The 21,757-nt window shown below is 41.3% G+C and carries 25 protein-coding genes; 14 read left to right on the top strand and 11 right to left on the bottom strand.

The window, feature by feature from the left end; all coding sequences use genetic code 11:
* Entirely contained in the window at positions 1-207 is a 207-nt protein-coding gene (locus FNH22_RS23970) for a hypothetical protein (protein WP_143400989.1), read from the top strand.
* Here FNH22_RS23970 and FNH22_RS23965 read toward each other — a convergent pair whose 3' ends face one another.
* The 5 genes from FNH22_RS23965 to rocD are packed head-to-tail and all read right to left on the bottom strand — an operon-like array spanning position 208 to position 4,266.
* Positions 208-1,053: an SUMF1/EgtB/PvdO family nonheme iron enzyme gene (locus tag FNH22_RS23965; RefSeq protein WP_143400988.1), complete on the bottom strand. Its 846-nt coding sequence runs from the start codon at positions 1,051-1,053 to the stop codon at positions 208-210.
* Positions 1,040-2,014, bottom strand: coding sequence for a porphobilinogen synthase (gene hemB / locus FNH22_RS23960; RefSeq protein ID WP_143400987.1), 975 nt, complete (start codon positions 2,012-2,014; stop codon positions 1,040-1,042). The genes FNH22_RS23965 and hemB overlap by 14 nt, the downstream gene beginning before the upstream one ends.
* A 33-nt stretch (positions 2,015-2,047) precedes the next feature.
* Entirely contained in the window at positions 2,048-2,596 is a 549-nt protein-coding gene (locus FNH22_RS23955) for a hypothetical protein (RefSeq protein ID WP_143400986.1), read from the bottom strand.
* A 17-nt stretch (positions 2,597-2,613) separates the two neighbouring features.
* Positions 2,614-2,958, bottom strand: coding sequence for a DUF4870 domain-containing protein (locus FNH22_RS23950; RefSeq protein WP_143400985.1), 345 nt, complete (start codon positions 2,956-2,958; stop codon positions 2,614-2,616).
* A 27-nt stretch (positions 2,959-2,985) separates the two neighbouring features.
* Positions 2,986-4,266 (bottom strand): ornithine--oxo-acid transaminase, encoded by a 1,281-nt coding sequence (gene rocD, locus FNH22_RS23945; protein WP_143400984.1) that lies wholly within the window; start codon positions 4,264-4,266, stop codon positions 2,986-2,988.
* A gap of 312 nt (positions 4,267-4,578) precedes the next feature.
* Here rocD and FNH22_RS23940 point away from each other — a divergent pair, with 312 nt between their 5' ends.
* The 5 genes from FNH22_RS23940 to ftsY all read left to right on the top strand — a co-directional run bounded on the left by FNH22_RS23940 (position 4,579) and on the right by ftsY (position 7,524).
* Positions 4,579-5,502, top strand: coding sequence for a lysophospholipid acyltransferase family protein (locus FNH22_RS23940; protein ID WP_143400983.1), 924 nt, complete (start codon positions 4,579-4,581; stop codon positions 5,500-5,502).
* Positions 5,503-5,766: 264 nt separating this feature from the next.
* On the top strand, positions 5,767-6,006 hold the full coding sequence (gene rpmB / locus FNH22_RS23935; protein ID WP_143400982.1) for a 50S ribosomal protein L28: 240 nt from the start codon (positions 5,767-5,769) through the stop codon (positions 6,004-6,006).
* A 20-nt stretch (positions 6,007-6,026) separates the two neighbouring features.
* Positions 6,027-6,209: a 50S ribosomal protein L33 gene (gene rpmG / locus FNH22_RS23930; RefSeq protein ID WP_143400981.1), complete on the top strand. Its 183-nt coding sequence runs from the start codon at positions 6,027-6,029 to the stop codon at positions 6,207-6,209.
* 2 nt (positions 6,210-6,211) lie between these two features.
* On the top strand, positions 6,212-6,364 hold the full coding sequence (locus tag FNH22_RS23925) for a DUF4295 domain-containing protein (protein WP_143400980.1): 153 nt from the start codon (positions 6,212-6,214) through the stop codon (positions 6,362-6,364).
* 206 nt (positions 6,365-6,570) lie between these two features.
* Positions 6,571-7,524 carry a signal recognition particle-docking protein FtsY gene (gene ftsY / locus FNH22_RS23920; protein ID WP_143400979.1) on the top strand — a complete coding sequence of 318 codons (954 nt, stop codon included), beginning with the start codon at positions 6,571-6,573 and terminating at the stop codon, positions 7,522-7,524.
* A 104-nt stretch (positions 7,525-7,628) separates the two neighbouring features.
* Here the strand turns inward: ftsY and FNH22_RS23915 are convergent, their stop codons facing one another.
* The 3 genes from FNH22_RS23915 to FNH22_RS23905 all read right to left on the bottom strand — a co-directional run bounded on the left by FNH22_RS23915 (position 7,629) and on the right by FNH22_RS23905 (position 11,331).
* The gene (locus FNH22_RS23915; RefSeq protein ID WP_143400978.1) at positions 7,629-9,932 is read right to left on the bottom strand and encodes a T9SS type A sorting domain-containing protein; all 2,304 of its coding nucleotides are present in this window, start codon (positions 9,930-9,932) and stop codon (positions 7,629-7,631) included.
* A 255-nt stretch (positions 9,933-10,187) separates the two neighbouring features.
* Positions 10,188-10,907: a DUF6048 family protein gene (locus FNH22_RS23910; RefSeq protein WP_143400977.1), complete on the bottom strand. Its 720-nt coding sequence runs from the start codon at positions 10,905-10,907 to the stop codon at positions 10,188-10,190.
* Positions 10,882-11,331: a DUF6452 family protein gene (locus FNH22_RS23905; RefSeq protein ID WP_143400976.1), complete on the bottom strand. Its 450-nt coding sequence runs from the start codon at positions 11,329-11,331 to the stop codon at positions 10,882-10,884. Before FNH22_RS23905 ends, FNH22_RS23910 begins: the two co-directional genes overlap by 26 nt.
* Positions 11,332-11,445: 114 nt before the next feature.
* Here FNH22_RS23905 and rimO point away from each other — a divergent pair, with 114 nt between their 5' ends.
* The 4 genes from rimO (at position 11,446) to FNH22_RS23885 (ending at position 15,479) form a co-directional block, all read left to right on the top strand.
* On the top strand, positions 11,446-12,759 hold the full coding sequence (rimO, locus tag FNH22_RS23900; protein WP_143400975.1) for a 30S ribosomal protein S12 methylthiotransferase RimO: 1,314 nt from the start codon (positions 11,446-11,448) through the stop codon (positions 12,757-12,759).
* Positions 12,760-12,822: 63 nt separating this feature from the next.
* A complete protein-coding gene (bshC, locus tag FNH22_RS23895; protein WP_143400974.1) occupies positions 12,823-14,382 on the top strand; it encodes a bacillithiol biosynthesis cysteine-adding enzyme BshC in 1,560 nt (519 codons plus the stop codon).
* Positions 14,372-14,941: a 5-formyltetrahydrofolate cyclo-ligase gene (locus FNH22_RS23890; protein WP_143400973.1), complete on the top strand. Its 570-nt coding sequence runs from the start codon at positions 14,372-14,374 to the stop codon at positions 14,939-14,941. Before bshC ends, FNH22_RS23890 begins: the two co-directional genes overlap by 11 nt.
* A 4-nt stretch (positions 14,942-14,945) precedes the next feature.
* Positions 14,946-15,479 (top strand): DsrE family protein, encoded by a 534-nt coding sequence (locus FNH22_RS23885; RefSeq protein ID WP_143400972.1) that lies wholly within the window; start codon positions 14,946-14,948, stop codon positions 15,477-15,479.
* Here FNH22_RS23885 and FNH22_RS23880 read toward each other — a convergent pair.
* Positions 15,476-16,087, bottom strand: coding sequence for a hypothetical protein (locus tag FNH22_RS23880; protein WP_143400971.1), 612 nt, complete (start codon positions 16,085-16,087; stop codon positions 15,476-15,478). The two genes, FNH22_RS23885 and FNH22_RS23880, sit on opposite strands and share 4 nt — an antisense overlap.
* Positions 16,068-16,580, bottom strand: a complete 513-nt coding sequence (locus FNH22_RS23875; RefSeq protein ID WP_143400970.1) for an RNA polymerase sigma factor — start codon at positions 16,578-16,580, stop codon at positions 16,068-16,070. The genes FNH22_RS23880 and FNH22_RS23875 overlap by 20 nt, the downstream gene beginning before the upstream one ends.
* A gap of 402 nt (positions 16,581-16,982) precedes the next feature.
* On the opposite strand from FNH22_RS23875, the gene FNH22_RS23870 reads away from it, so the two are divergent.
* The 4 genes from FNH22_RS23870 (at position 16,983) to FNH22_RS23855 (ending at position 20,330) form a co-directional block, all read left to right on the top strand.
* Positions 16,983-18,023, top strand: coding sequence for a formylglycine-generating enzyme family protein (locus FNH22_RS23870; protein ID WP_221420344.1), 1,041 nt, complete (start codon positions 16,983-16,985; stop codon positions 18,021-18,023).
* Between the two features lie 127 nt (positions 18,024-18,150).
* Positions 18,151-18,630, top strand: coding sequence for a cyclic pyranopterin monophosphate synthase MoaC (gene moaC / locus FNH22_RS23865; protein ID WP_143400969.1), 480 nt, complete (start codon positions 18,151-18,153; stop codon positions 18,628-18,630).
* Positions 18,611-19,741 carry an NTP transferase domain-containing protein gene (locus tag FNH22_RS32460; protein ID WP_221420343.1) on the top strand — a complete coding sequence of 377 codons (1,131 nt, stop codon included), beginning with the start codon at positions 18,611-18,613 and terminating at the stop codon, positions 19,739-19,741. The genes moaC and FNH22_RS32460 overlap by 20 nt, the downstream gene beginning before the upstream one ends.
* On the top strand, positions 19,734-20,330 hold the full coding sequence (locus FNH22_RS23855; RefSeq protein ID WP_143400968.1) for an NTP transferase domain-containing protein: 597 nt from the start codon (positions 19,734-19,736) through the stop codon (positions 20,328-20,330). Before FNH22_RS32460 ends, FNH22_RS23855 begins: the two co-directional genes overlap by 8 nt.
* Here FNH22_RS23855 and FNH22_RS23850 read toward each other — a convergent pair.
* The gene (locus tag FNH22_RS23850) at positions 20,322-21,728 is read right to left on the bottom strand and encodes a right-handed parallel beta-helix repeat-containing protein (RefSeq protein ID WP_143400967.1); all 1,407 of its coding nucleotides are present in this window, start codon (positions 21,726-21,728) and stop codon (positions 20,322-20,324) included. The genes FNH22_RS23855 and FNH22_RS23850 overlap by 9 nt on opposite strands.
* Positions 21,729-21,757 lie beyond the last annotated feature (29 nt).

Genomic DNA, 21,757 nt, shown 5'->3' with positions numbered 1-21,757 from the left:
ATGAAGGGTCTCTCTTTCAACGCAATGCGCGTAGGCTTGAAATATCGCCTCATCAACTTTGGGGATGTCTATGAATTTGAAGTAATCAAGTCATTAGAAAGTGACAATTTTAAACTGAAAGATCTGACCACATTAGAAACATACCAGCTCCACGACCTGGTAGCTTTTGGCAGAGGAAAGGATTTTGAGATCCGAGAAATACACTAATTATTTCTTCACGATATCACAGGCACAACGAAACCCCAGTACAACGCTGGGCTTGGTGTATTCAAAACGAATATAAGCTGAAGACCTTTCATAAGTACTGGACCAGTTCCCTCCCATAGCTATACCTTTTTCAGCAGTCATTTCCGATACATTCCCTCTCAGGTCACTCACTCCTCCGGAAGAAAGTGATTTTCTTGGCCCCTGCCCTATACCCAGGTAAGGTTTGAATTCGTAGTCTTCCGTTGTATCCAGATTTTCAAATAGTAACACTATATTCCTCTTATAAAAGTCTATGATAGATCTTTTAAGTTGGGATATTGACAACTCAGAGCCTGATAATTCTTTGATCTCGACAAGGTTAGAGCGAGGAAATTTCATCTTATCCAGGTCATCATGACCATCCGGTAATTGAAAGGAAAGAGACCTTTGCGCCACCCTATGCCACTCGGAAGGTGTGGGCAAACGATAACGTACTTTTAGATCGGTCATTTTTCGATTCACGATCTTTGAGCGCCAATCACAATACGCCTTAGCCTGATCATAAGTTATACCTACTACCGGAAAATTCTGAAAGCCAAGACTTCTGAGATAACTTTTGGAAAAGGCCATGGCCAGATCGCCGTCATACACTTGCTCCCAGATAGTGGTATCCGGAAGTGCTGATTCATAAGACGCCTGGCCAGAGCTACGTTTAAGGTCTTGCAAGTATTCCAGCCAATGAACGTTAGTGATCTCAGTCTGGTCAATAAAGACGGACTCCACCTGGATAATACCAGGAGGCAGACCCTGACCCTTTGTCAACGACCATAGTAATAAGCATGCTACGCTAAGTTTAACGCTTAGCATGCAGAGCAAACTGTTTTGCGAAATAGGTAAGTATAATGTCTGCGCCCGCGCGTTTGATACTTAGTAGTACTTCATTCATAACCTGCTCTTTATCAAGCCACCCCTTTTCAGATGCCGCCGCCACCATAGCGTATTCTCCACTTACATTGTATGCCGCCACCGGAACATCGCTGTTTTCTTTCAGCAGTTTTATAATGTCTAAATACGACAACGCCGGTTTCACCATTAAAAAATCTGCCCCCTCTTCCATATCCAACTGAGCCTCTATCAGGGCTTCGCGCTGGTTAGCAGGGTCCATCTGGTATGTTTTTTTGTCACCACTCTTAGGAGCTGAATCCAGTGCATCACGAAATGGACCGTAAAAGGCGCTGGCATACTTGGCAGTGTATGACATAATGGACACTTCTTTAAAGCCATTTCTGTCGAGGCAATCCCTCAGATAGCCTACTCTGCCATCCATCATATCCGAAGGGCCTATAATGTCAATGCCTGTCCCGGCCTGAGCAAGTGCCATATCACCCAACACTTCCAATGTCTCATCATTAAGTATTGCCCCATTTTCATCTACGATGCCATCATGCCCATCGGTACTGTAAGGGTCCATAGCTACATCCGTCATGATACAGGCTTCCGGGAAGCTTTGCTTGATCTGCTTAAGTGCTTTTAAATAAAAGAAGTCCTGGTTTTTAGAACGTGTGGCCATTTTATCCTTATGCTTTTCCTCTACTACCGGAAAAATATCAAAGGCTTTAATACCAAGCTTCAGACATTCTTCTATCTCTTTAAGCATGGGTTCAATACCCAGCCGGTAAATTCCGGGCATAGAAGCCACTTCAATGGCACCTTTAGGCTGTTCCAATAAAAAAAGTGGGAAAATCAGGTCATCGGTGGTAATATGGTGCTCCTGTACAAGTTCACGAATACTCCGTGATTTTCTATTTCTACGTGGTCGGATCAGCATGCAGTTTTTTACTCAAAGATAAGAGTGTGCTAACTACCCCGGTAATAAATTCAAGGGAATCTCATCAGGATCATAGATCTTTGGAAACCGGCGGATACCAAACCTTAGCGTCACCAGCAGGAAAAAGAAGGCAATGACAGTAAGAAAGATAGTTATTATCTCATTCAAGTTAAAAAAGAAATATAAAATAAGGCATGATACAATGACACCGGTGAAAGTCAGAAGCTTCGTAAAATAGTTAAGAGGCTTAACACCGAAGTAATAGCGGGCCTTACTTTTTTCTCTCAAATGTAAATGTAGCACCCGAATAAAGGAACTATAGTGATTATCCTGTGTCATCAGTTGTCCATGTCCGTCAAAATTTTTCATGGTAATAAATATGGGCTTACCGTCTTCGATGTTAAGCGTACATGAATAATTCTCTGAAAACAGTAACCCATCGGGACTGCTTAGCCATACTCCAACTACTTTGGCGTAGGGAATGGTTAACTTATAATCATCAAGATGAAAATCTAAAGCATTTTCTTTCAGCACCATACGCCTGGGCTCACTGTCCGCAGATAACCTATACGTATATTCCATGTATTAGGACACTGATATCAAATGAACTTTACGGCGAGTGGATATTTGTAGAAATCTCCTTTTTCAATGGCCATAGCGGCCAATACTACAAATATCAAATTAATGATTGGGAGTATAATTAAAAACAGAATACCTACCATTAAAATGATAGTGATCACCGCAAAAACCATTAAAATGGTAAAAGTAATCTGAAAATTCAGGGATTCACGAGCGTGCTCCCTGACAAATTCTGATTCATCTTTCTTTGACACATAAACTACCAGCGGCACAATTATATTACCAAAAGGTATAATGTACCCTGCCAGGCTACCAAGATGAGCGATAAGCGCCCACTGCTTTTCATTTATTGCTGTTTGTTCCATAAATACCAACACAGACTGGCATTGAATTTAAGACCTTTTTTCGAAATCCGCTATAGTTCTTTCAATAATATCACAACATTCATGAAGCTGCTCTTCCGTCATAACCAGCGGGGGGGCGAAACGAATGATGTTACCATGTGTAGGTTTAGCCAATAAACCGTTCTCTTTCAGGGAGACACAGATATCCCAGGCAGTAGAACTGTCCGGGTGGTCGTTAATAACAATGGCGTTAAGTAATCCCTTCCCTCGTACAAGGGTAATTAACTCAGTAGTTTCTATGAACTTATTCATTCGCTCACGAAATAACTGTCCCAGTTTCCTGGCATTGACCATCAATTCTTCATCAGACACCACCTTCAATGCCTCAATAGCCACTGCTCCGGCGATGGGATTACCACCGAAGGTCGACCCATGTGTTCCGGGTGTAATTACTTCCATAACAGTGTCATCTGCCAACACGGCAGATACCGGATAGACCCCTCCGGAGAGTGCTTTACCCAGGATGAGTACGTCTGGTCTTGTATAAGACTCTTTTCGCTCACATGTGGTGGTACAGTTGCAGTCCCCGCAAATCGCCAACATACTTCCGGTACGGGCTATGCCGGTCTGGATTTCGTCAGCCATAAACAGTGCGTTGTATTTCTTGCAGAGTGATGCTACTTCAGGAATAAAATCTTTGTTAGGTACGTTTACTCCCGCTTCTCCTTGTATAGGCTCTACCAAAACACCTACCACATTTTCCTGTTGTAGTGCTTCCTCCAGCGCCTGAAGGTCATTGTAAGTTACTTTTGTAAAACCATGTGTAAAAGGGCCAAAGTTCTTTTTGGCAACAGCGTCGCTGGAAAATGATATGATGGTAGTAGTTCTTCCATGAAAATTTTGATCAAATACAATGATAATCCCTTTGTTTTCGGGTACTCCTTTACGCTCATAGCCCCACTTCCTGCATATTTTCAATGCTGTTTCCACAGCTTCAGCGCCGGTATTCATTGGTAATACCTTATCAAAACCAAAGTATTGAGTGATATATTTTTCATAATTGCCCAGCACATCATTGTAAAATGCCCTGGAGGTAAGTGTCAGTTTATCTGCCTGATCTTTTAATGCTTTGATGATCTTTGGATGACAGTGACCTTGATTAACAGCGCTATAAGCAGAAAGGAAATCATAATATCGCTTACCTTCCACATCCCAAACGTACACACCTTCCCCTTTGGCAAGTACTACAGGCAATGGATGATAATTATGTGCACCATGTTTATTCTCCAAGTCGATAGCCTCCTGGCCGGATGTACGTAACTCTACCATTGTCTTTGTTTATTTAAATGAAATATTGTAAACGACAAAAGTAACCAAAATAGCCCATTTTGATGACGTCGATCATTAATACTTAACGATTTATTGCTTGCCTTTGAGTTGAGCATCAGGAGTCTTTGCATTGACCATTCTTATCCATTTATGGTTGAAATGAATGTGCGGTCATGTATTTTTGGCGAAAAACAGGAATGGAAATAAGAATTTACCGGATGAACTCAAATGATTGCCACATCACTTTCTCAACCCTGCCTGACATAACAGCCAGCTTAATCATCCGTTAATGACATCTCCAATAGTTTAAAAATGGCAAAAAGAAGTCTTAAAAAACGTATCAAATACAGCTTGATCTTTGCGTTTGTTAAAACACTTATCGCGCTGGCTAATTTTTTTCCTCGTACATGGGTAATGAAATTCTCGGGCCGACTCGGCCGGCTTGCCTTTCGCCTGATGAAAAAACCATCACAAATAACTACTGATAACCTGGCTTCTGTATATGGGAGTGAGATGAGCAAAGATGAAATTCATAACCTGGGAAAAAAGGTATTTGAAATGATCGGAAAAAATGCCAGTGATATTATTCGAGGTTTATCAGTAAAAGACTACACTTCGTTAGAAAAGTTCACTGTCATAGAAGGTCAGGAGCACCTGGACAAGGCCTACGCCAGGGGTAAGGGAGTCATTGCATTAACAGCACATTATGGCGCTTTTGAATTTACGGCTACATACCTTGGGCTTAAAGGATATCAACCACTGGTCATAGGAACAGCGTTAAAAGACAAGCGATTGAATAAGCTGTTAGTGGAAAACCGAACCTCCAGGGGCGGCATTGCCATTGAAAGAGGTAAGGAGACCGTAAAAGTAATCAAAGGGCTAAAATCCGGGGGTGTCTTAATTATATTGATCGACCAGGACACAAAAGTAAAAAGTGAATTTGTAGACTTTATGGGAAGAAAAGCTTCCACCCCCATAGGAGGCACCCTGATGGCGCTTAAAACCGGAGCGGCAGTGGTACCTATGTATGTCTCTCTACAGGCTGACTACAAACAAAAGATCCGCTTTTTACCAGAAGTAGAATTGCAAACTACTGGCGATATGGATCGTGACCTTGTTGTTAATACACAACGACTTACTACCGTTACAGAAGAAATCATAAGAGAAGACCCGTCGCAGTGGGTATGGATGCATAGACGTTGGAAGACCAGACCTCCGTCAGAAACACAAGCATGAAACTCGAGGTCGGCATTGTCTTTATCTTTCAATCGTCAGTGAAGATAACGGTTAACCGATAATAAAGTCGGCAGTAAGTAGTAATCAGTCGGCAATCTATTTTGCCTACTGCCTTTTGCTTACTGCCCACTCTTCGTTAACCTGGTTCCAAGCCATTTGAGAGGACAGGTTTTCAATTATTTCATTAAGCCCTTTGAATATTAAAACACTTTTAACGATATTTGCAGACCCAAAAAAGAAAAGACGCATTAATTATATATAGAAATGTCAAGAGTTTGCCAAATCACCGGAAAGAGAGCGAGGGTAGGAAATAATGTTTCTCATGCAAACAACAAAACCAAAAGGAGATTTTATCCTAATCTTCAAAAGAAGAGGTTTTATATTCCTGAAGAAGATAAATGGATCACATTAAAAGTGTCTACTTCTGCTATTCGTACCATCAATAAAAACGGGATTAGCGCTGTTTTGAAAAAGGCCAAAGCAAGTGGAAATATCTTAGTATAACGCATTAATTATATTCAATCATGGCAAAGAAAGGAAACAGAGTACAGGTTATACTGGAATGTACTGAGCATAAAGAAAGTGGCATGCCGGGTACTTCAAGATATATAAGTACTAAAAACAGGAAGAACACTCCTGACCGCCTGGAAATGAAAAAGTACAATCCGATTTTGAAGAAATATACTGTTCATAAAGAAATTAAATAACTATGGCTAAGAAAGTAGTAGCTACCCTTCAAAAGGGAGGAAAAAATTTCGCTAAAGTGATCAAGGCGGTCAAGTCCGAAAAAACCGGAGCTTACACCTTCAGAGAAGAAATGGTGCCCCTGGATCAAGTTAAAGAAGCGTTGGCCAAAAGTTAAGGGTCAACTTGCAATGCATAAAGTGTAGTCCCATTCGTTGTACGAATGGGATTTTTTGTTTTAGCCATAATTTAGCTTTTAGTATGTGAGATAATTAGCTCCTTTGGCATTATTCGACATTATTACAAGTAGCTAAAGTGGTTTATACTTTACATGAAAAATTAAAATTTTCGCAGATATTTGCGGACTATACCAACAAATAAATTATGGGGCTACTCGGCGGATTGTTCTCAAAAGAGAAAAAAGAGTCCTTAGACAAAGGGCTGGAAAAAACAAAGCAGAGCTTTTTCGGAAAGCTAGGTAAAGCTGTAATAGGTAAATCCAAAGTAGATGATGAAGTACTTGACCAACTGGAAGAGGTGCTAATTACCTCAGATGTTGGGGTAAATACTACCATCAAGATCATAGGGAGAATAGAGGAACGGGTAGCGAAAGATAAATATCTGGGCGTTGACGAACTGAATATCATCCTACGAGAAGAAATAGCCGGTTTGCTGGAAGAAAATAATATTGGAAATGCAGCAGAATTCTCCATACCAGAAGGTAAAAAACCCTATGTACTCATGGTAGTAGGTGTAAACGGCGTAGGGAAAACTACAACCATCGGAAAACTTTCTGCCCAGTTAAAAGCAAATGGTCTTAACGTTGTGCTGGGTGCAGCAGACACTTTCCGGGCTGCTGCTGTAGACCAGATCAAACTTTGGGGAGAACGTGTTGGTGTACCCGTCATAGCAAAAGGAATGAATACAGACCCCTCAGCCGTCGCCTTTGATGCGGTGAAATATGGAGTGGAAAACAATGCTGACGTAGTGATCATTGATACTGCTGGCCGTCTACACACCAAAGTCAACTTGATGAACGAGTTATCGAAGATCAAACGGGTAATGCAAAAATTTATAGAAGAAGCTCCTCATGAGATAATGCTTGTACTGGACGGAAGTACAGGTCAAAATGCTGCCATTCAGGCACGGGAATTTACCAAAGCCACAGACGTTACATCGTTGGCCATCACCAAACTGGATGGCACGGCAAAAGGCGGTGTAGTAATAGGCATCTCTGATGAATTTAAAATTCCTGTAAAGTATATAGGCGTAGGAGAGCAGGTGAATGACCTTCAGGTATTCAATAAAATGGAATTCGTTGATTCCTTTTTTAAGTAAGACAGAAAATCTTATGGCGTATTCTTAAACATTCACTAAGTGCCTTCTCTTAAAGAACTTGAAAGAGGTGTCATGAATATTCGCACAGTTAGAGCAAGTTACCTTCAATTTTTCACTACTAAAAACCTATCTCTGATCACTACTTCTTCCAGTCGGACCTCCAGAAAATAGATGCCTTCCGCAAGCTGATCGGTTCTGATCATCAACGTTTGTCTATCAACCTCTTTTTCAAGTGCCTGGTCGGTCCCATCAATAAAAGATAATGCCACATTCGCTTTGGTAAGGTCATAAGAGGTAACGACCCGCAGGATGTCAGTAACCGGATTTGGATAGATCTTGTAAAAGCCATTGCTATTCACCAGCACCCTAATAATCTCAGAGTCAGAAAACTGACCGTCAAAATCAACTTGACGCAAACGGTAATAGTTTACAGCTGCATTAGGCTGTTGATCTATATAAGAATAGTTGATCTGCTCATAAGCTGTACCATTCCCTTTTACAATACCTCTGTCAGTAAAATGAATTCCGCGATCAGAATGCTGAATAATAAAATAATCATTGTTTAACTCTGAAGCAGTGGCCCATTCGAGTTCCACCTTGTTCTCAAAGGGATATCCAGAAAAGTGGATGAGTTCAACAGGAAGCACATTGCTTTCCACCCCTATCAGCTCCATATCAAAGCTAAGGTCAGAGCTTGTTATGTTTGCCTGGTGAACCTCTACGGCAATGACGTTTGTCCCTGCGATGAGGTTTGCACTGCTGACATTGAAGGAAAGGTAGTTATCTTCATCTGTGCCTTCAATGGTCGTTGAAGCCAATGTGGTAAAAGATATTGTTCCGGTAGGCATATTATTTCTTAAAACTTCATTTCCATTGACGTAAATAATCACTCCATCATCTCTAAGAATATTCACTGTCAAGGACTGATAGATGGATGGGTCTATCACATTGATGGACTTTCTGAAGTAGGTTGTCTCATGTTTGTTGTTAGTATTACCTCCAAAACTTATTGTTGTAGTCTCATCACCATCTCCATATCCTAATTGCGCAACTCCTGTAGACCAACTGGCATCATTAAATAACACACCTGTCCATGCCGTACCCTGATTGGAACCATCGTCCATATAATTCCATGTATCTCCCTTGTTTATCAGCGCATTACCAAAAACGCCCGTAAGTTCCAGGTCAAAGCTCAGATCAGAGCTGGTAACATTAGCCTGGTGAACTTCTACGGCTATATAATTAGTTCCAGCAGATAGAATACTTGGATTTAATGAGGTTTCAAAAAATTGATCTTCCGGACTCCCTCCAATAGCCGTTGACGCCAGGGTGTTAAAGCTTATCGTCCCGGCAGGCATATTCTGACGATCAACCTCGGTTCCATTTATATAGACAACAGCACCATCGTCTCTTAATAATCTAAGCAACACAGATGAATAGCCATTTGGATCCTCCACATAAAAGCTCTTCCTGAAATAGGTAGTTTCATGCTTATTATTAGTGTTAGCGCCAAAGCTTACCGTAGTGGTCTCATCCCCATCTCCATACCCCAACTGTGCCTGACCCGTGGACCAACCAAAATCATTGAATGATGTTCCAACCCATACCGTACCCTGATTGGAACCATCGTCCAGGTATCGCCACGCAGAACCCTGGTAGATGAATTTTTGGTCTGTAGGCAGTGAGCTAATACCAGTTCCCGATTGAGGACAGGTACCACACCCCGTAATAGTGATCTGTGAACATAGCTGGTCAGATGAGGCTCCATTAAAATACCAGATAGCATCTGTTATAGCCACAGTTCCCGTTCCGCATAATTGTGCATCCGTATGATCTATATATATATCATCGGAAGACGTTGTGGTATTAAATAAAAGCGTCTCGCTATCTCCAGATAAAACAAAGTCGTCATTGCAGGAAAAAGTAGCCCCACTGCTGATCTCTAATCGTCCAATGTTGATAATATCATCATAGGCAGTCGTGGTTGCCAAGGTACCCAATACCAGTGTAGAGCCTCCTATCATCAATCGAACTGCTGAGGACAAAACTCCTCCACTATTAACTGTGATATTTCCGATCTGATAAAAAGCTGCTATACCAGAACCATTGAATGTACCCACATTAGCCCTTCCCAACCCATTGGGGCTAATGCCTGCAAACCCATTGTTATTGGTAGCGTTGATAAGGACAGTATGTCCATTCAGAATCACAACATTATCATTTCTGCCGGGTATGCCTGCCGCCGGCCCGGATCCGTCGGAGCTTGTTGTCCAACTATCTGCCTCATTCCAATTTCTGGGTAATGCTGCTCCATTTCTACTATAATAGGTACTTTGAGCTAACAGTGAAACACAATTCAATAGCAGGAAAAGTATCCATAAAGACCGTTTAAAAAATAGACAATGCATAGTGTGTTCGGTTTGGGTGTTATGAATTAATACATTATACACTATGAGGTAATCAGAAATCGAAAGAAATATTGTATTTTTCCGTAAAAACATAATTTTTTTAACCAATTATGTAATTAATCAATTAAAATCAGCTCTCAAGGCTTGATAATTACGTTAAGTTCGTCCACTTACACATAGCACGACATAACAATCTTATTGAAGGAACATAGGACAATCCAGGGTAATTGATAAGCGCATTTCTGCGCACTATCCTTACTTATCCACTGGCTTAATGGCTTCCAGCACTGATCCCGGCTGCTTACGTAGTGGTATCCTGAACATGATCCAGTAATTGAAATCCCAGGCACTACGCTGGTCTGCTCTTCCGTAACCAGGAATGTCATGGGGTATGAGTTCATTACGCTCAAAAGTATCCACACCAAATTTAAAACGTGCGGTATATCCCATCCACAGGTTTTTCCAGATTTTCACTTTGAGCCCGGTCACCATCTCATACCAATCGGCCTGTAAGCCGCTATTAGATATAGCTAACTGGTCATTATCAAAAAAACCACTGGCAGAAGTATAGGTAAGTTCGTCATCAAATGAAGCTCTTGCATATCGTAAGCCAAAAAACAAAGCATTTTTTTCAGGGTCTTTTTTGAGGAAATTTATTTCAGGGCCAAAACGAAAGTAACTCCCTTCTACCGAATAAACAGAATTGGCGCCACCAGCTCTTGTCCTTTCAAAAAGTCCCCACTCCACATTCCAAAAGTACCGGTAAAAGTCAATATCAGCGATGAAGGTGAGCTCAGTCAGGTTACTATTAGCTGAGGTCCGAATTATATTAATCACCCCGGTGCCTAAACGGACCCCGGTAGGCTTGAATTTTCCCTTTACAGAATCCGGATGAATAACCGGTGCATCTTGTGAAAAAGCACATGTAGCTCCTGCCAGTACTAACAGGCTAATGAAAAATCCGGATATCTTCATCTATGGCTTCTATTAAGGTGTTGTTAACAACAACAAGTGAATCAAAGTCGTTACGGCCCTCCCGGAGATTTGAGAATAATACCTCTACGCCACAATCTTCGGAGATAAGCCTGGAGCTACTGTTATAGGTAAGCGCAAGTGTATCTATTCCAAATTCTGTTTGGAAGACAAACGTTACTGAATCGGTCAATACATTTACCGGTAAGAATACAGTAGAAAAAAAAGTAGTATCGGCCAGCAACACACTATCAGAGCCTAAAACGACTATCCGCTCAATATCTACGGTGTCTTGCCCCCCTCCTTCTGACTGATAAAACTTAAGATTTACAAAGTCAGTGGTACTACGAACGCAATCCGGATCATCCAGGCATGATATGAGGCCTATACAGCCTGCAAAAAAAAGTGCTATTACAGTGTTTTTCATTAGAAAGGCACAAATATAAACATTGCTTTATGAATCATATGGTATTGAATGAACATCCATTCGCTATTGACATTTGCTATCACTAATTTTGTGCCACAAATATGAAGTGGCGCTGTGAAAACAAAGGGTAGAAAAAAAGAAAAAGTTAATATTGTCACACTCGGTTGTTCTAAAAACCTGGTGGACTCTGAGGTAATGCTAACCCAGCTGAAAGGGAATGACGTAAATGCCGAGCACGAATCACAAAAAGACGATGCAAATGTAGTTATTGTCAACACCTGTGGGTTTATAGATAATGCCAAGCAAGAATCCATTGACACGATTCTAAGGTATGCCGATGCAAAGGAAGAAGGGTTAATTGAAAAGTTGTACGTTACAGGATGCCTTTCACAACGCTATAAAGATGATCTGGAGAGTGAAATACCCCAGGTAGATGCATTTTTCGGAACAATGGAACTTCCGTTGCTTCTCAAAAAGTTTAACGCGGATTACAAAAATGAGTTGGTTGGAGAAAGGATACTGACCACTTCCAACCACTATGCTTATCTAAAAATAGCAGAAGGGTGTGACCGGCCTTGTTCTTTTTGTGCCATACCTCTGATGCGCGGAAAACATGTTTCCAAACCTATAGAACAGCTAGTGACTGAAGCAAGTAACCTGGCCAGAAATGGTGTGAAAGAGCTGCTTTTGATCGCCCAGGATTCTACCTACTATGGCCTGGACATATATAAGAAAAGAAACCTGGCGGAACTCCTCAAGCATCTCTCTGACATTGAGGGCATAGAGTGGATCAGACTTCATTATGCCTTTCCTACTGGTTTTCCGCTGGATATTTTAAAGGTGATGGCTGAAAGAAGTAATATATGCAACTACCTGGACATGCCTTTACAGCATGGATCGACCAAAATTCTAAAGCATATGAGAAGAGGTACTACCCGTGAAAAACAAGAGGAGCTTATTCAGACCATTCGCGATACTGTGCCAGGTATAGCTATACGTAGCACGCTTATTGCCGGATATCCGGGAGAAACAGAAGCAGATTTTGAAGAAATGGCCGGTTTCGTGGAAAGGTCCAGGTTTGAACGGCTGGGAATATTCAGCTATAGCCATGAAGAGCAGACCCATGCCCATAACTTTGAAGATGATGTACCTGAAGAAGTAAAGCAGGACCGGGCCAACCAGATCATGCAGCTGCAGGAAGGCATTTCATATGACATTAATCAAACCCGGATAGGACACACCTATAAAGTACTCGTAGACCGGAAAGAAGGTGGCCGTTTCATAGGCCGTACAGAATTCGACTCTCCTGAGGTTGACAATGAAGTAATTATAGAAACAAAAAATACTCACCTCAGGCTTGGCGATTTCGTTAATGTAAAGATCAGGGATGCAACAGAATTTGATCTATATGGCGAACCGATATTGTAATTTTTTGAACCTTGAAGTCAGGAATGCAGTTTAACACTTGTACTCAAAAATGTTAGTGTTACTATGGCGATAGAAAAGGTTGACCTGCAAAAAACAAAGCGCTTTGGCAAGCTGTTCCTGGACTATTTGGAGGGGAAAGCCGAGCTTAGAGAGTTCTATGGAGGCACCCCTGAAATCGAGAGTTTCAAAGCACAGATCGCCAACAAAAAGTTTGCTGCAGAAAAACGTAAAATACTCTGTCAGACCCTGGAGGAGCAGTATGACAAGCTCCCTGTTACCGATCATGTAAAAAAGAATCTCCAGCTGCTAGCAGAGGAAAATACCTATACTATCACCACCGGCCACCAACTCAACCTTTTTACCGGACCTCTTTATTTTATTTATAAAATCGTCACCGTCATCAATACGTGCCGCGAATTATCAGCGGCATATCCTGATCATAATTTCGTTCCGGTATACTGGATGGCCTCAGAAGATCATGATTTTGAAGAGATCAACCATTTTCGCTTCAACGAAAAAAAATATACATGGAATACAGACCAGAGTGGTGCGGTAGGCCATTTCGACTTGAGTACCTTCCAGAATTTTATCGACGCTATACCGGGAGTTCCTGATTTTTTCAAAAAAGCTTATAAAGAACAAAGCCTTGCTGATGCAGCCAGAAACTATGTAAATCATCTTTTTGGTGACTACGGCATAATCGTAGTAGATGCAGACAGACGCGAGTTAAAACAACAGATCTCTGACGTTATGACGGACGACCTGTTCCATCATACATCCAAGAGGCTTGTAGACGAGCAATCTGAAAAAATCAATAACCTTGGCTATAAAACACAGGTATCTGCACGAAGTATTAACTTTTTCTACCTGGCAGAGCAGCTGAGAGAGCGTATAGAGGTAAAGGGTGAGAAGTATGAGGTATTAAATTCGGCATTGACACTAGATAAAAAAGAACTCGTGTCATTGATCCAAAAAGAGCCTGAAAAACTGAGCCCTAACGTTATTCTAAGACCACTATACCAGGAAAAGATATTGCCTAACCTGGCGTACATAGGAGGCCCGGCCGAAGTAGCCTACTGGATGCAATTGAAAACGGTATTCGATCACTATGAGGAAGCTTTCCCCATTTTAATGCCCAGAAACTTCGGACTGGTAGTACCTGCCTATGTCCGGAAAAAATGGGATAAGATCGGTTTTGAAACCGCTGAATTATTTACGGAAAAACATCAACTCCTGGCAAAAACTGCCACAAAATATGCTGATCATAAGATATATCTTAACGGACAGGTAAAAGAAGTCCTGGATCTATTTAACAGCATCAAAGAACAAGCACAAATCATCGATCCAACGTTAATGGATCATGTGGAAGCTCAACAAGCTAAGGCAAAGCACAGCCTGGAGGTAATTGAAAAGAAATTCATCCGCGCTGAAAAAAGACAACAATCGGATAAACTTCGACAAATGGAATCGGTTCTGGACCACCTTTTCCCAAATGGCAGCCTACAGGAACGGACAAATAATTTTCTCGATTTTTATTTGGAAAATACTGCATTCATCGCCCAATTAATTACGTATTTTGACCCGTTTGATTACAGGTTTTACGTAATGGATAATGGTGGATAAGCAGGTATTGCGCAAAGTATATCTTGAAAAGCGCTTGTTTCTATCAAAAGACGAATTTCTGAGCAGAAATGAATCGCTCGTAGTTACTTTCAATAAGAATGTTTCCCTTGCAGGTGTGTCATGTATTCATTTGTTTCTCCCGATTGAACGTAAAAAAGAGGTCGATACATGGTCTTTGATGAACCATACACGCAAAGCTCACCCGGACATGCGCTTTATGACCTCCAGAACACTGCCTGATGGACAGTTGGCACATTATGAGATCAATGCCAATACTCAGTTTAAAACGAATAAATGGGGCATCCCGGAACCGGTAGATGCCGTGATGGCTGACCCGGATGAAATTGATATGGTACTCATTCCCTTAGTCACTTTTGATAAAAACGGGCACCGTATTGGCTATGGAAAAGGATATTATGATCGTTTTCTGGTGAAAACTCCTCACGTAAAGAAGGTAGGATTAACGTTAGCACCGCCATTGGATATAATAGATTATACAGATCAACACGATATTCAAATGGACGCCTGTGTAAGTCCTTTTAAATTATATGAATTTTAAAGTCATGATAAAAACACTCATTTGTTCAATAGGTATTTTCGTCAGCCTGAGCATCCAGGCACAAGAAAAAATCAACCCGGTAATTAAAAACTTCGGTGGCATATACGATATACCGGAAGCAACGGTAAAAGCTGACCCTGAGGCTGAATATAAGGTGATCATAGATGTAGTGTCCGGAGCAAGCGATCCCAAGGAAATAGCCTGGGGATTAAAGAATGTGGCACGTATGATCAATTTGCATGCGGTGAGCGGCGCTGATATAAGTAAAATGAAAGTAGTACTGGCCATTCACGGCCCGGTAGCTTATACTATTATGAAAAATAGTGCATTCAAAGATAGGTTTGGGACAGACAACCCGAACATCGCGCTTATAAAAGAACTAAAAGACGCCGGTGTAAAACTTGCGGTTTGTGGTCAATCATTGATCGGCAGGGAAATCCCTGTTAAAAAAGTATTGCCGGAAGTAGAAATCGCCACTTCCATGCTTACCACAGTGACTACCTATCAATTGAAAGGTTATGTCCTGCTAAAATTCTAGCTCTCCTGAAGGTTTGAGTGGTTCGGCAGATCTTCCTTACCCAATTTATTTCGTAAATCAATGAGCCGTCTCTTTTTAGATACATACAACCTATGTTCCCAGCTACTGGCATAAAAAGTAGCGCAAAAAAACACAACCACACCTAACAAAAACCAATAAGAGATGTCCTCTGACCAGACACTGAGAAGGGTTAATACAGCTATTGGCAGTAAGTACCAGCGCATAACCATTGACAACCTTACCTGAAAAGTGGCGTTGGAAATGGCATGATCCAAATCACCTGAAACAGAACTTTCAAATGCCTTTTCCTGTGTCTTTCTTTGACGGCGGATGTAAAAAATGTACAATGGGGTCAATGCCATGAATCCCATCGTAATGTAAGAAAAAATATTCGCGTTATTCTTTAGGAAGATGGCCGTTAAGATCATTGAGCTGGCCAAAAAGTTAGCGCCTGCCATGACCCACTCCGTAGTATTGGCCAACCGTCGTGATTGTTTCTTTTTCAACAAAATACGCCTGTGCAGAGCATCTTCGTCTATCACATACAGCGGCCTGTTATTCTGTCCGTCCCATATTTTTCTTATATCATCAAACTCCATAGTGATCATATTTTTCAGATTTAGTGATCAAATATTTTTTAATTCGGTTGATCTTAACTCCTACATTACTTTCCGTAATACCAATGATATTGGACATCTCTTTATAACTAAAGCCATCCAGTAATAACAAGGTAATCGATCGGTCTATTTCGTTGAGTTTTCCTATTTCTTCATAAAGCCATGTCAACCGTTCATCAGGCTCGTCCACACTTTCTTTAAGCACATAAGCTACATGCTCCATCGACTGGCGGCCATCCTGGTGCTTTCGCTCTTTTTTCATCCATTTAATAGCAGTGTTCAGTGATACACGATAGAGCCAGGTAGATACTGCGGATTCTTTTCGATAGTTCGGTACTGAACGCCACACCTGGATTATGATATCCTGGAACAGGTCTTCCTGGTCATCTGCAGTAAACGCATAGGACCGCACTACTTTAAAAAGTAGTGAGCGATAGTCTTTCAACCAGTGATCAAAAATTAATTTTTGCTCTCTTTCTGTCATATTTACTTGCTACTGACACCACTGGTGTCATGTCACTGCTGCATTGTCTCTATTTTCAATCCTTACTTACCATGAACATAACGATTAACCTATGAATAAGGTCAGCAGTAAGCAACAGGCCGTCAGCAATAATGTATCTATAAACTTTGCCTAATGATTATTGCCGAGGCCTACTCATCGAATAGCGCTGGTTCCTGGAAACACTACGCATAATCAACATCGGATATGTCATTTAATCATTGACACGACACTAGTACCGCTAACCACAAAATTTCTTACAAGATGTCAGAATGATTTAAGATTATTATACTCATTACCCCCGAAAAAGTATTCGCAAACATCATTTTAAAAGGAATAGTACATAAATCAGTACCTTTAAAACGACTTTAACTTTATCAAAAATTGATTTACAGAAAGAATTTAGCGGTTATACTGGCACTTATTTTCATAGGAATGGAGGCATGTTCTCCTCCTTCTGAAGAGTCAAACGGGGCAGACACCCCGGAAGGTATGGTACTTATACCGGGAAACCAATTTGAAATGGGGGGCAAATCCGACCAGGCTTATCAAGATGAGTTTCCAAGACACGAGGTGAAAGTGGGCACGTTTTACATGGACGTCACTGAGGTCACCAATGCTCAATTTGCGCGCTTCATTGAAGAAACGGGTTATGTGACCATTGCCGAAAGGGACATTGATTGGGAGGAGATCAAAAAACAAGTACCTGAAGGAACACCGAAACCACCTGATTCAGTGCTACGGGCAGGTTCACTTGTTTTCAAAGAAACGGAAGACCCTGTTCAGGATTTCAACGATTATAGCCAATGGTGGCAGTGGACCACAGCAGCAAACTGGCGCCAACCCGAAGGGCCTGGTAGCTCCATTGAGGGTCGTATGGACCATCCCGCTGTCCACATCGCCTGGGATGATGCACAGGCTTACGCCCAATGGGCAGGTAAAAGACTCCCCACCGAAGCCGAGTGGGAATGGGCCTCTATGGGCGGGCTCAAAGATGTTAAATATCCGTGGGGTAACACACCTATTGCTGAGGCAACCGATAAAGCCAATTTTTGGCAAGGTATTTTTCCACATCAAAATCATGTGCTGGATGGTCATTACGGCACAGCTCCTGTAAAATCTTTTTCTGCCAACGGTTATGGCCTATACGATATGGCCGGGAACGTCTGGGAGTGGTGTAATGATAAATATGACTTCTCCGCCTACCAGAAAGATGCGGCAAAGGGCCTGGTCTCAAATCCCCTGGGGTCAGAACAGTATTATGATCCAAGGGAACCTTATTCGCCAAAGCATGTGATCCGTGGAGGTTCATTTCTTTGCAACGACAGCTATTGCAGTGGGTATCGTGTCGCCCGACGTATGAGCTCCAGCAAAGATTCCGGGTTTAACCATACCGGGTTTCGATGTGTAAAAGACTTGAATTGACTTTAGTTTCAATTCTCTTTCATGGTGTTAGCCATTCCAATTCGTTAATTTTAAGAAAGCGAAAGGCTGAATAGACATTAAAGTCACTTCTGAAGTATAAAAAGTCGATAAGAAATACCTCGTTTACATGGAAAAAACATTTTCACATCTGGATAAAAAAGGCGACCCGACAATGGTCGATGTATCGGAGAAAAAAGTAACTGCACGTACAGCCACTGCCCTATCCAAAGTAATCCTGGATGAGGCCATCATTTCCAGGTTAGAAAATGACGAGATCCATACCAAAAAGGGACCTGTATTTCAAACTGCCGTACTGGCGGGTATTATGGCGGCAAAAAAAACCAGCGACCTGATCCCGTTATGTCACCCATTGGGACTGGATAAATGCTCGGTAAACATAGAGATCAACGACCATAAAGAGGTAGAAATAACATGTACGGCAAAAATAGCAGGCAAAACGGGCGTGGAGATGGAAGCCCTTACCGGTGCATCCGTAGCTGCACTTACCATTTACGATATGTGTAAAGGGTTCTCACATAATATCATTATCAGTGAGACCAGATTATTAGAAAAAAAAGGAGGAAAAAGTGACTTCAAAACCCCATAAAAAACACGCCAAACTAGCTGTCCCTGAAGGGGGCCGATTCCATCGCAGTGAATTCGCCATACTGGGGGCGCCATGTGATATTATCCAAAATTTCAGCCAACAACTGGCTACGTCTCTCTCACCAGATCATCACATAGGCTACGTTGATGCTGCCCATAACAGTGAGGCCCGAAAAGACGTATTTACTACCGTTTATTCTGACAATATTGACCATCATGCGCTTACGTTTCAGGATGAAGCCATTGATTACCGATTCAGATCTTTATTCAACACATCCGATGCTGTATTGATCAATGGGAACCACTTCAAGGCAGCAAAACAGATCGTCCTTATCAATGAGAAAAAAAGAGCGTCTTTAGAACGTAAGCTGGACCGCCTGACCAATGTCACCCTATTTGTACTGGATGACGGTCAGCAAGAGGTTTTTTCTTTCCTGGAAGAGCATGTAGATGATTATGCGTCAATTCCTGTATTCTCCATCAAGGACGTTGAAGGTATAACCGGAGTGTTGAAACATGAAATTTCCAGTAAGACTCCCGGCATCAAGGGGCTGGTACTGGCCGGTGGAAAAAGTACGCGTATGGGACAAGATAAGGGTAACATTGACTATCATGGAAAACCACAACGCGAGTACCTGGCAGATCTCATGAGCGGTTTTTGTGAAGAGACATTTATATCCGTAAGAAATGAGGCTTCGGTATTTGATACTCAATATCCGTTGATCGCTGATAGCTTCCATGACCTTGGACCCTATGGCGGCATTTTATCGGCCTTTAGAAAAGACCCTAACAGCGCGTGGCTCACCATTGCCACAGATATTCCTCTGCTGGATAAGAAAACATTAGACTATCTTATCCGGCATAGAAACCCTTCGAAACTGGCTACGTGCTTTCACAACCCGGAAACCGGGTTTCCTGAGCCACTGATCACACTATGGGAGCCGAGGGCCTACCCGGTCTTACTCCAATTTCTGGCGAATGGATATTCATGTCCACGCAAGGTCTTGATCAATAGCGATATTGAAGAACTCAAAATTGACCGAACGGAAGTCCTGTCCAATGTAAATACACAGGATGAACTGGCCTCCATATTGCCTAAAGTAAATGCCTGAAGTTACAGCCATTGTTCTTTCCGCAGGCAGGTCATTGCGGATGGGTGATGAAAACAAGCTGTTCTTACCTTTTCAGGGGGCTACAATCATAGCAACGGTCATTGATAATCTCATGAAAAGTGACATAAACGATATTATTATAGTTACCAGTGATTTTTCAAAAGATAAGCTGCTCCCCTATCAAAATGGCCGAATACAGATCGTAGAAAATACAGAGTATCAAAAAGGGATGACCACTTCTATTCAAAAAGGAGTACATTCTGCCACAAATGCAGCTGGTTATATGATATGTTTAGGGGACCAGCCATTCATAACACCGGATACGTACAACCTGTTGATCAAAGTCTTCCACAAGCATTATGCTCAAAATTCAAAAAAGATCATCGTTCCTTTTTATAAAAAGGAAAAAGGTAATCCTGTAATTTTCTCTTCCCATTACAAAAAGACTATTCTGGCACATCGAGAGCCGGAAGGATGTAAAGAGATTGTACAAGACAATCAACGGCATATCATTCGAGTACAAATCAATACCGAGGAAATACTCAAGGATATTGACACATTAGAAGACTATGAAAACATATCAGGATAGAATTCCAATGGATACTTCTACGCCACCTGCCAAACCGTTGAATACGCTTAGTTGACCTCCGTAGCCTATACCAACAATCAATTTGTTTGAAGGGTTTGAATATAGATTGGCTGGATAATTTACCACAATTAAATCAGGCCCTCCGGCAAGTTTCTCAGCCATGTTTCCCTGGCTGTTAGGGTCAGATTTAATAACGGCCAGACCACACAAGGCTGTATTTGATTCTACATCAATTCTTAACAGAAAGGTTTGTTTAAGGATCTCCTCTACTGTCTCATTATATTGCTCCTGAGATACTAAAGTCCATTTTCGGTTGTACAATGGCTTCAATTGTTTCGGTCCTCTTAAATCCAGGGTGCCATTGATCATATTCTCTATCAATTGGATATTGAAATCATAATCTGAGTAAATAGCATTTCCACTATTGGGTAATGAGCTTAATCTATTGTTTTTAATCATTACGTCTCCCCTTCCCTTAAGCTTGATCCCGTTAAAAGCGCTACCCCAATTCTCAATAACGTTATTAGCAATAAAACACTGTTCGATTTTATCTTCAATCATGATGGCAAATTCATCGCTGTTCTTAATAACATTATTATCAATAAATAGATTTTTTAATTGAAGCTCAGGATTAGTGGATATTGCTCTTTTTGAACCAATGATTGTATTGCTTTTTATTACGACATTCTCACAGCTACTAGATATTATCAAAGCATATCCTTGCGAATTATTAACTATATTATTCTCAACAAAACAATTGTTTTCACCTATCGCAATTCCATGGTTCCCTGAGTTTAGAACGGTATTTGAGGTGACATTAATATTTTCTCCTCTTATCTCACCGTGGTAATGCAAATCAATACCGGCTTCTCCGGCGTTAAGAACAAAGTTCTCCATGATCGAAAGGTTTTTACAGTTTTTCTCCTGGATGGCGTCACGCGATACATTTCTTAAATGGTTATTATAAATAGTGGCATCTAGTGTATTCAAGTACACAATACCATATCCAAACTCACCTCCAATGTTTTGAATGAGATTATCATTGACAGAAATTCTTTTACTGGGAGTTCCTCCACAACCGAAACAGTCTCCGGCAGAAGCACTCCCTCCAAAACCGATTGGGGTACATTGATTATTCAAACCATCAAAACTCAATCCACTAATTTCAACATCAGAAACTGCTGTTCCGTAAAACATGTTGCCGTTATTCGTTTTTCTGATCACAGCACCATGTTTCACTTTACCCATAAGTGAAACATTATCTTTTAAGTTGATCATGGCGTCCAGGGTATAAATACCCGGACCAAATAGTACAATACCATTGCTCAAACCATTAATAGCACTTTGAACGTTTTGAGTATCGTTTCCTGGTGTTGGTTGAATTTCTATTACTTGCATAGACTTGTATTTAGTAGCTATTGGGGGGT

Source organism: Fulvivirga sp. M361 (genome assembly GCF_007097395.1).
Classification (GTDB): Bacteria; Bacteroidota; Bacteroidia; order Cytophagales; family Cyclobacteriaceae; genus Fulvivirga.
This window is presented reverse-complemented; position numbering and strand designations above follow the sequence as displayed.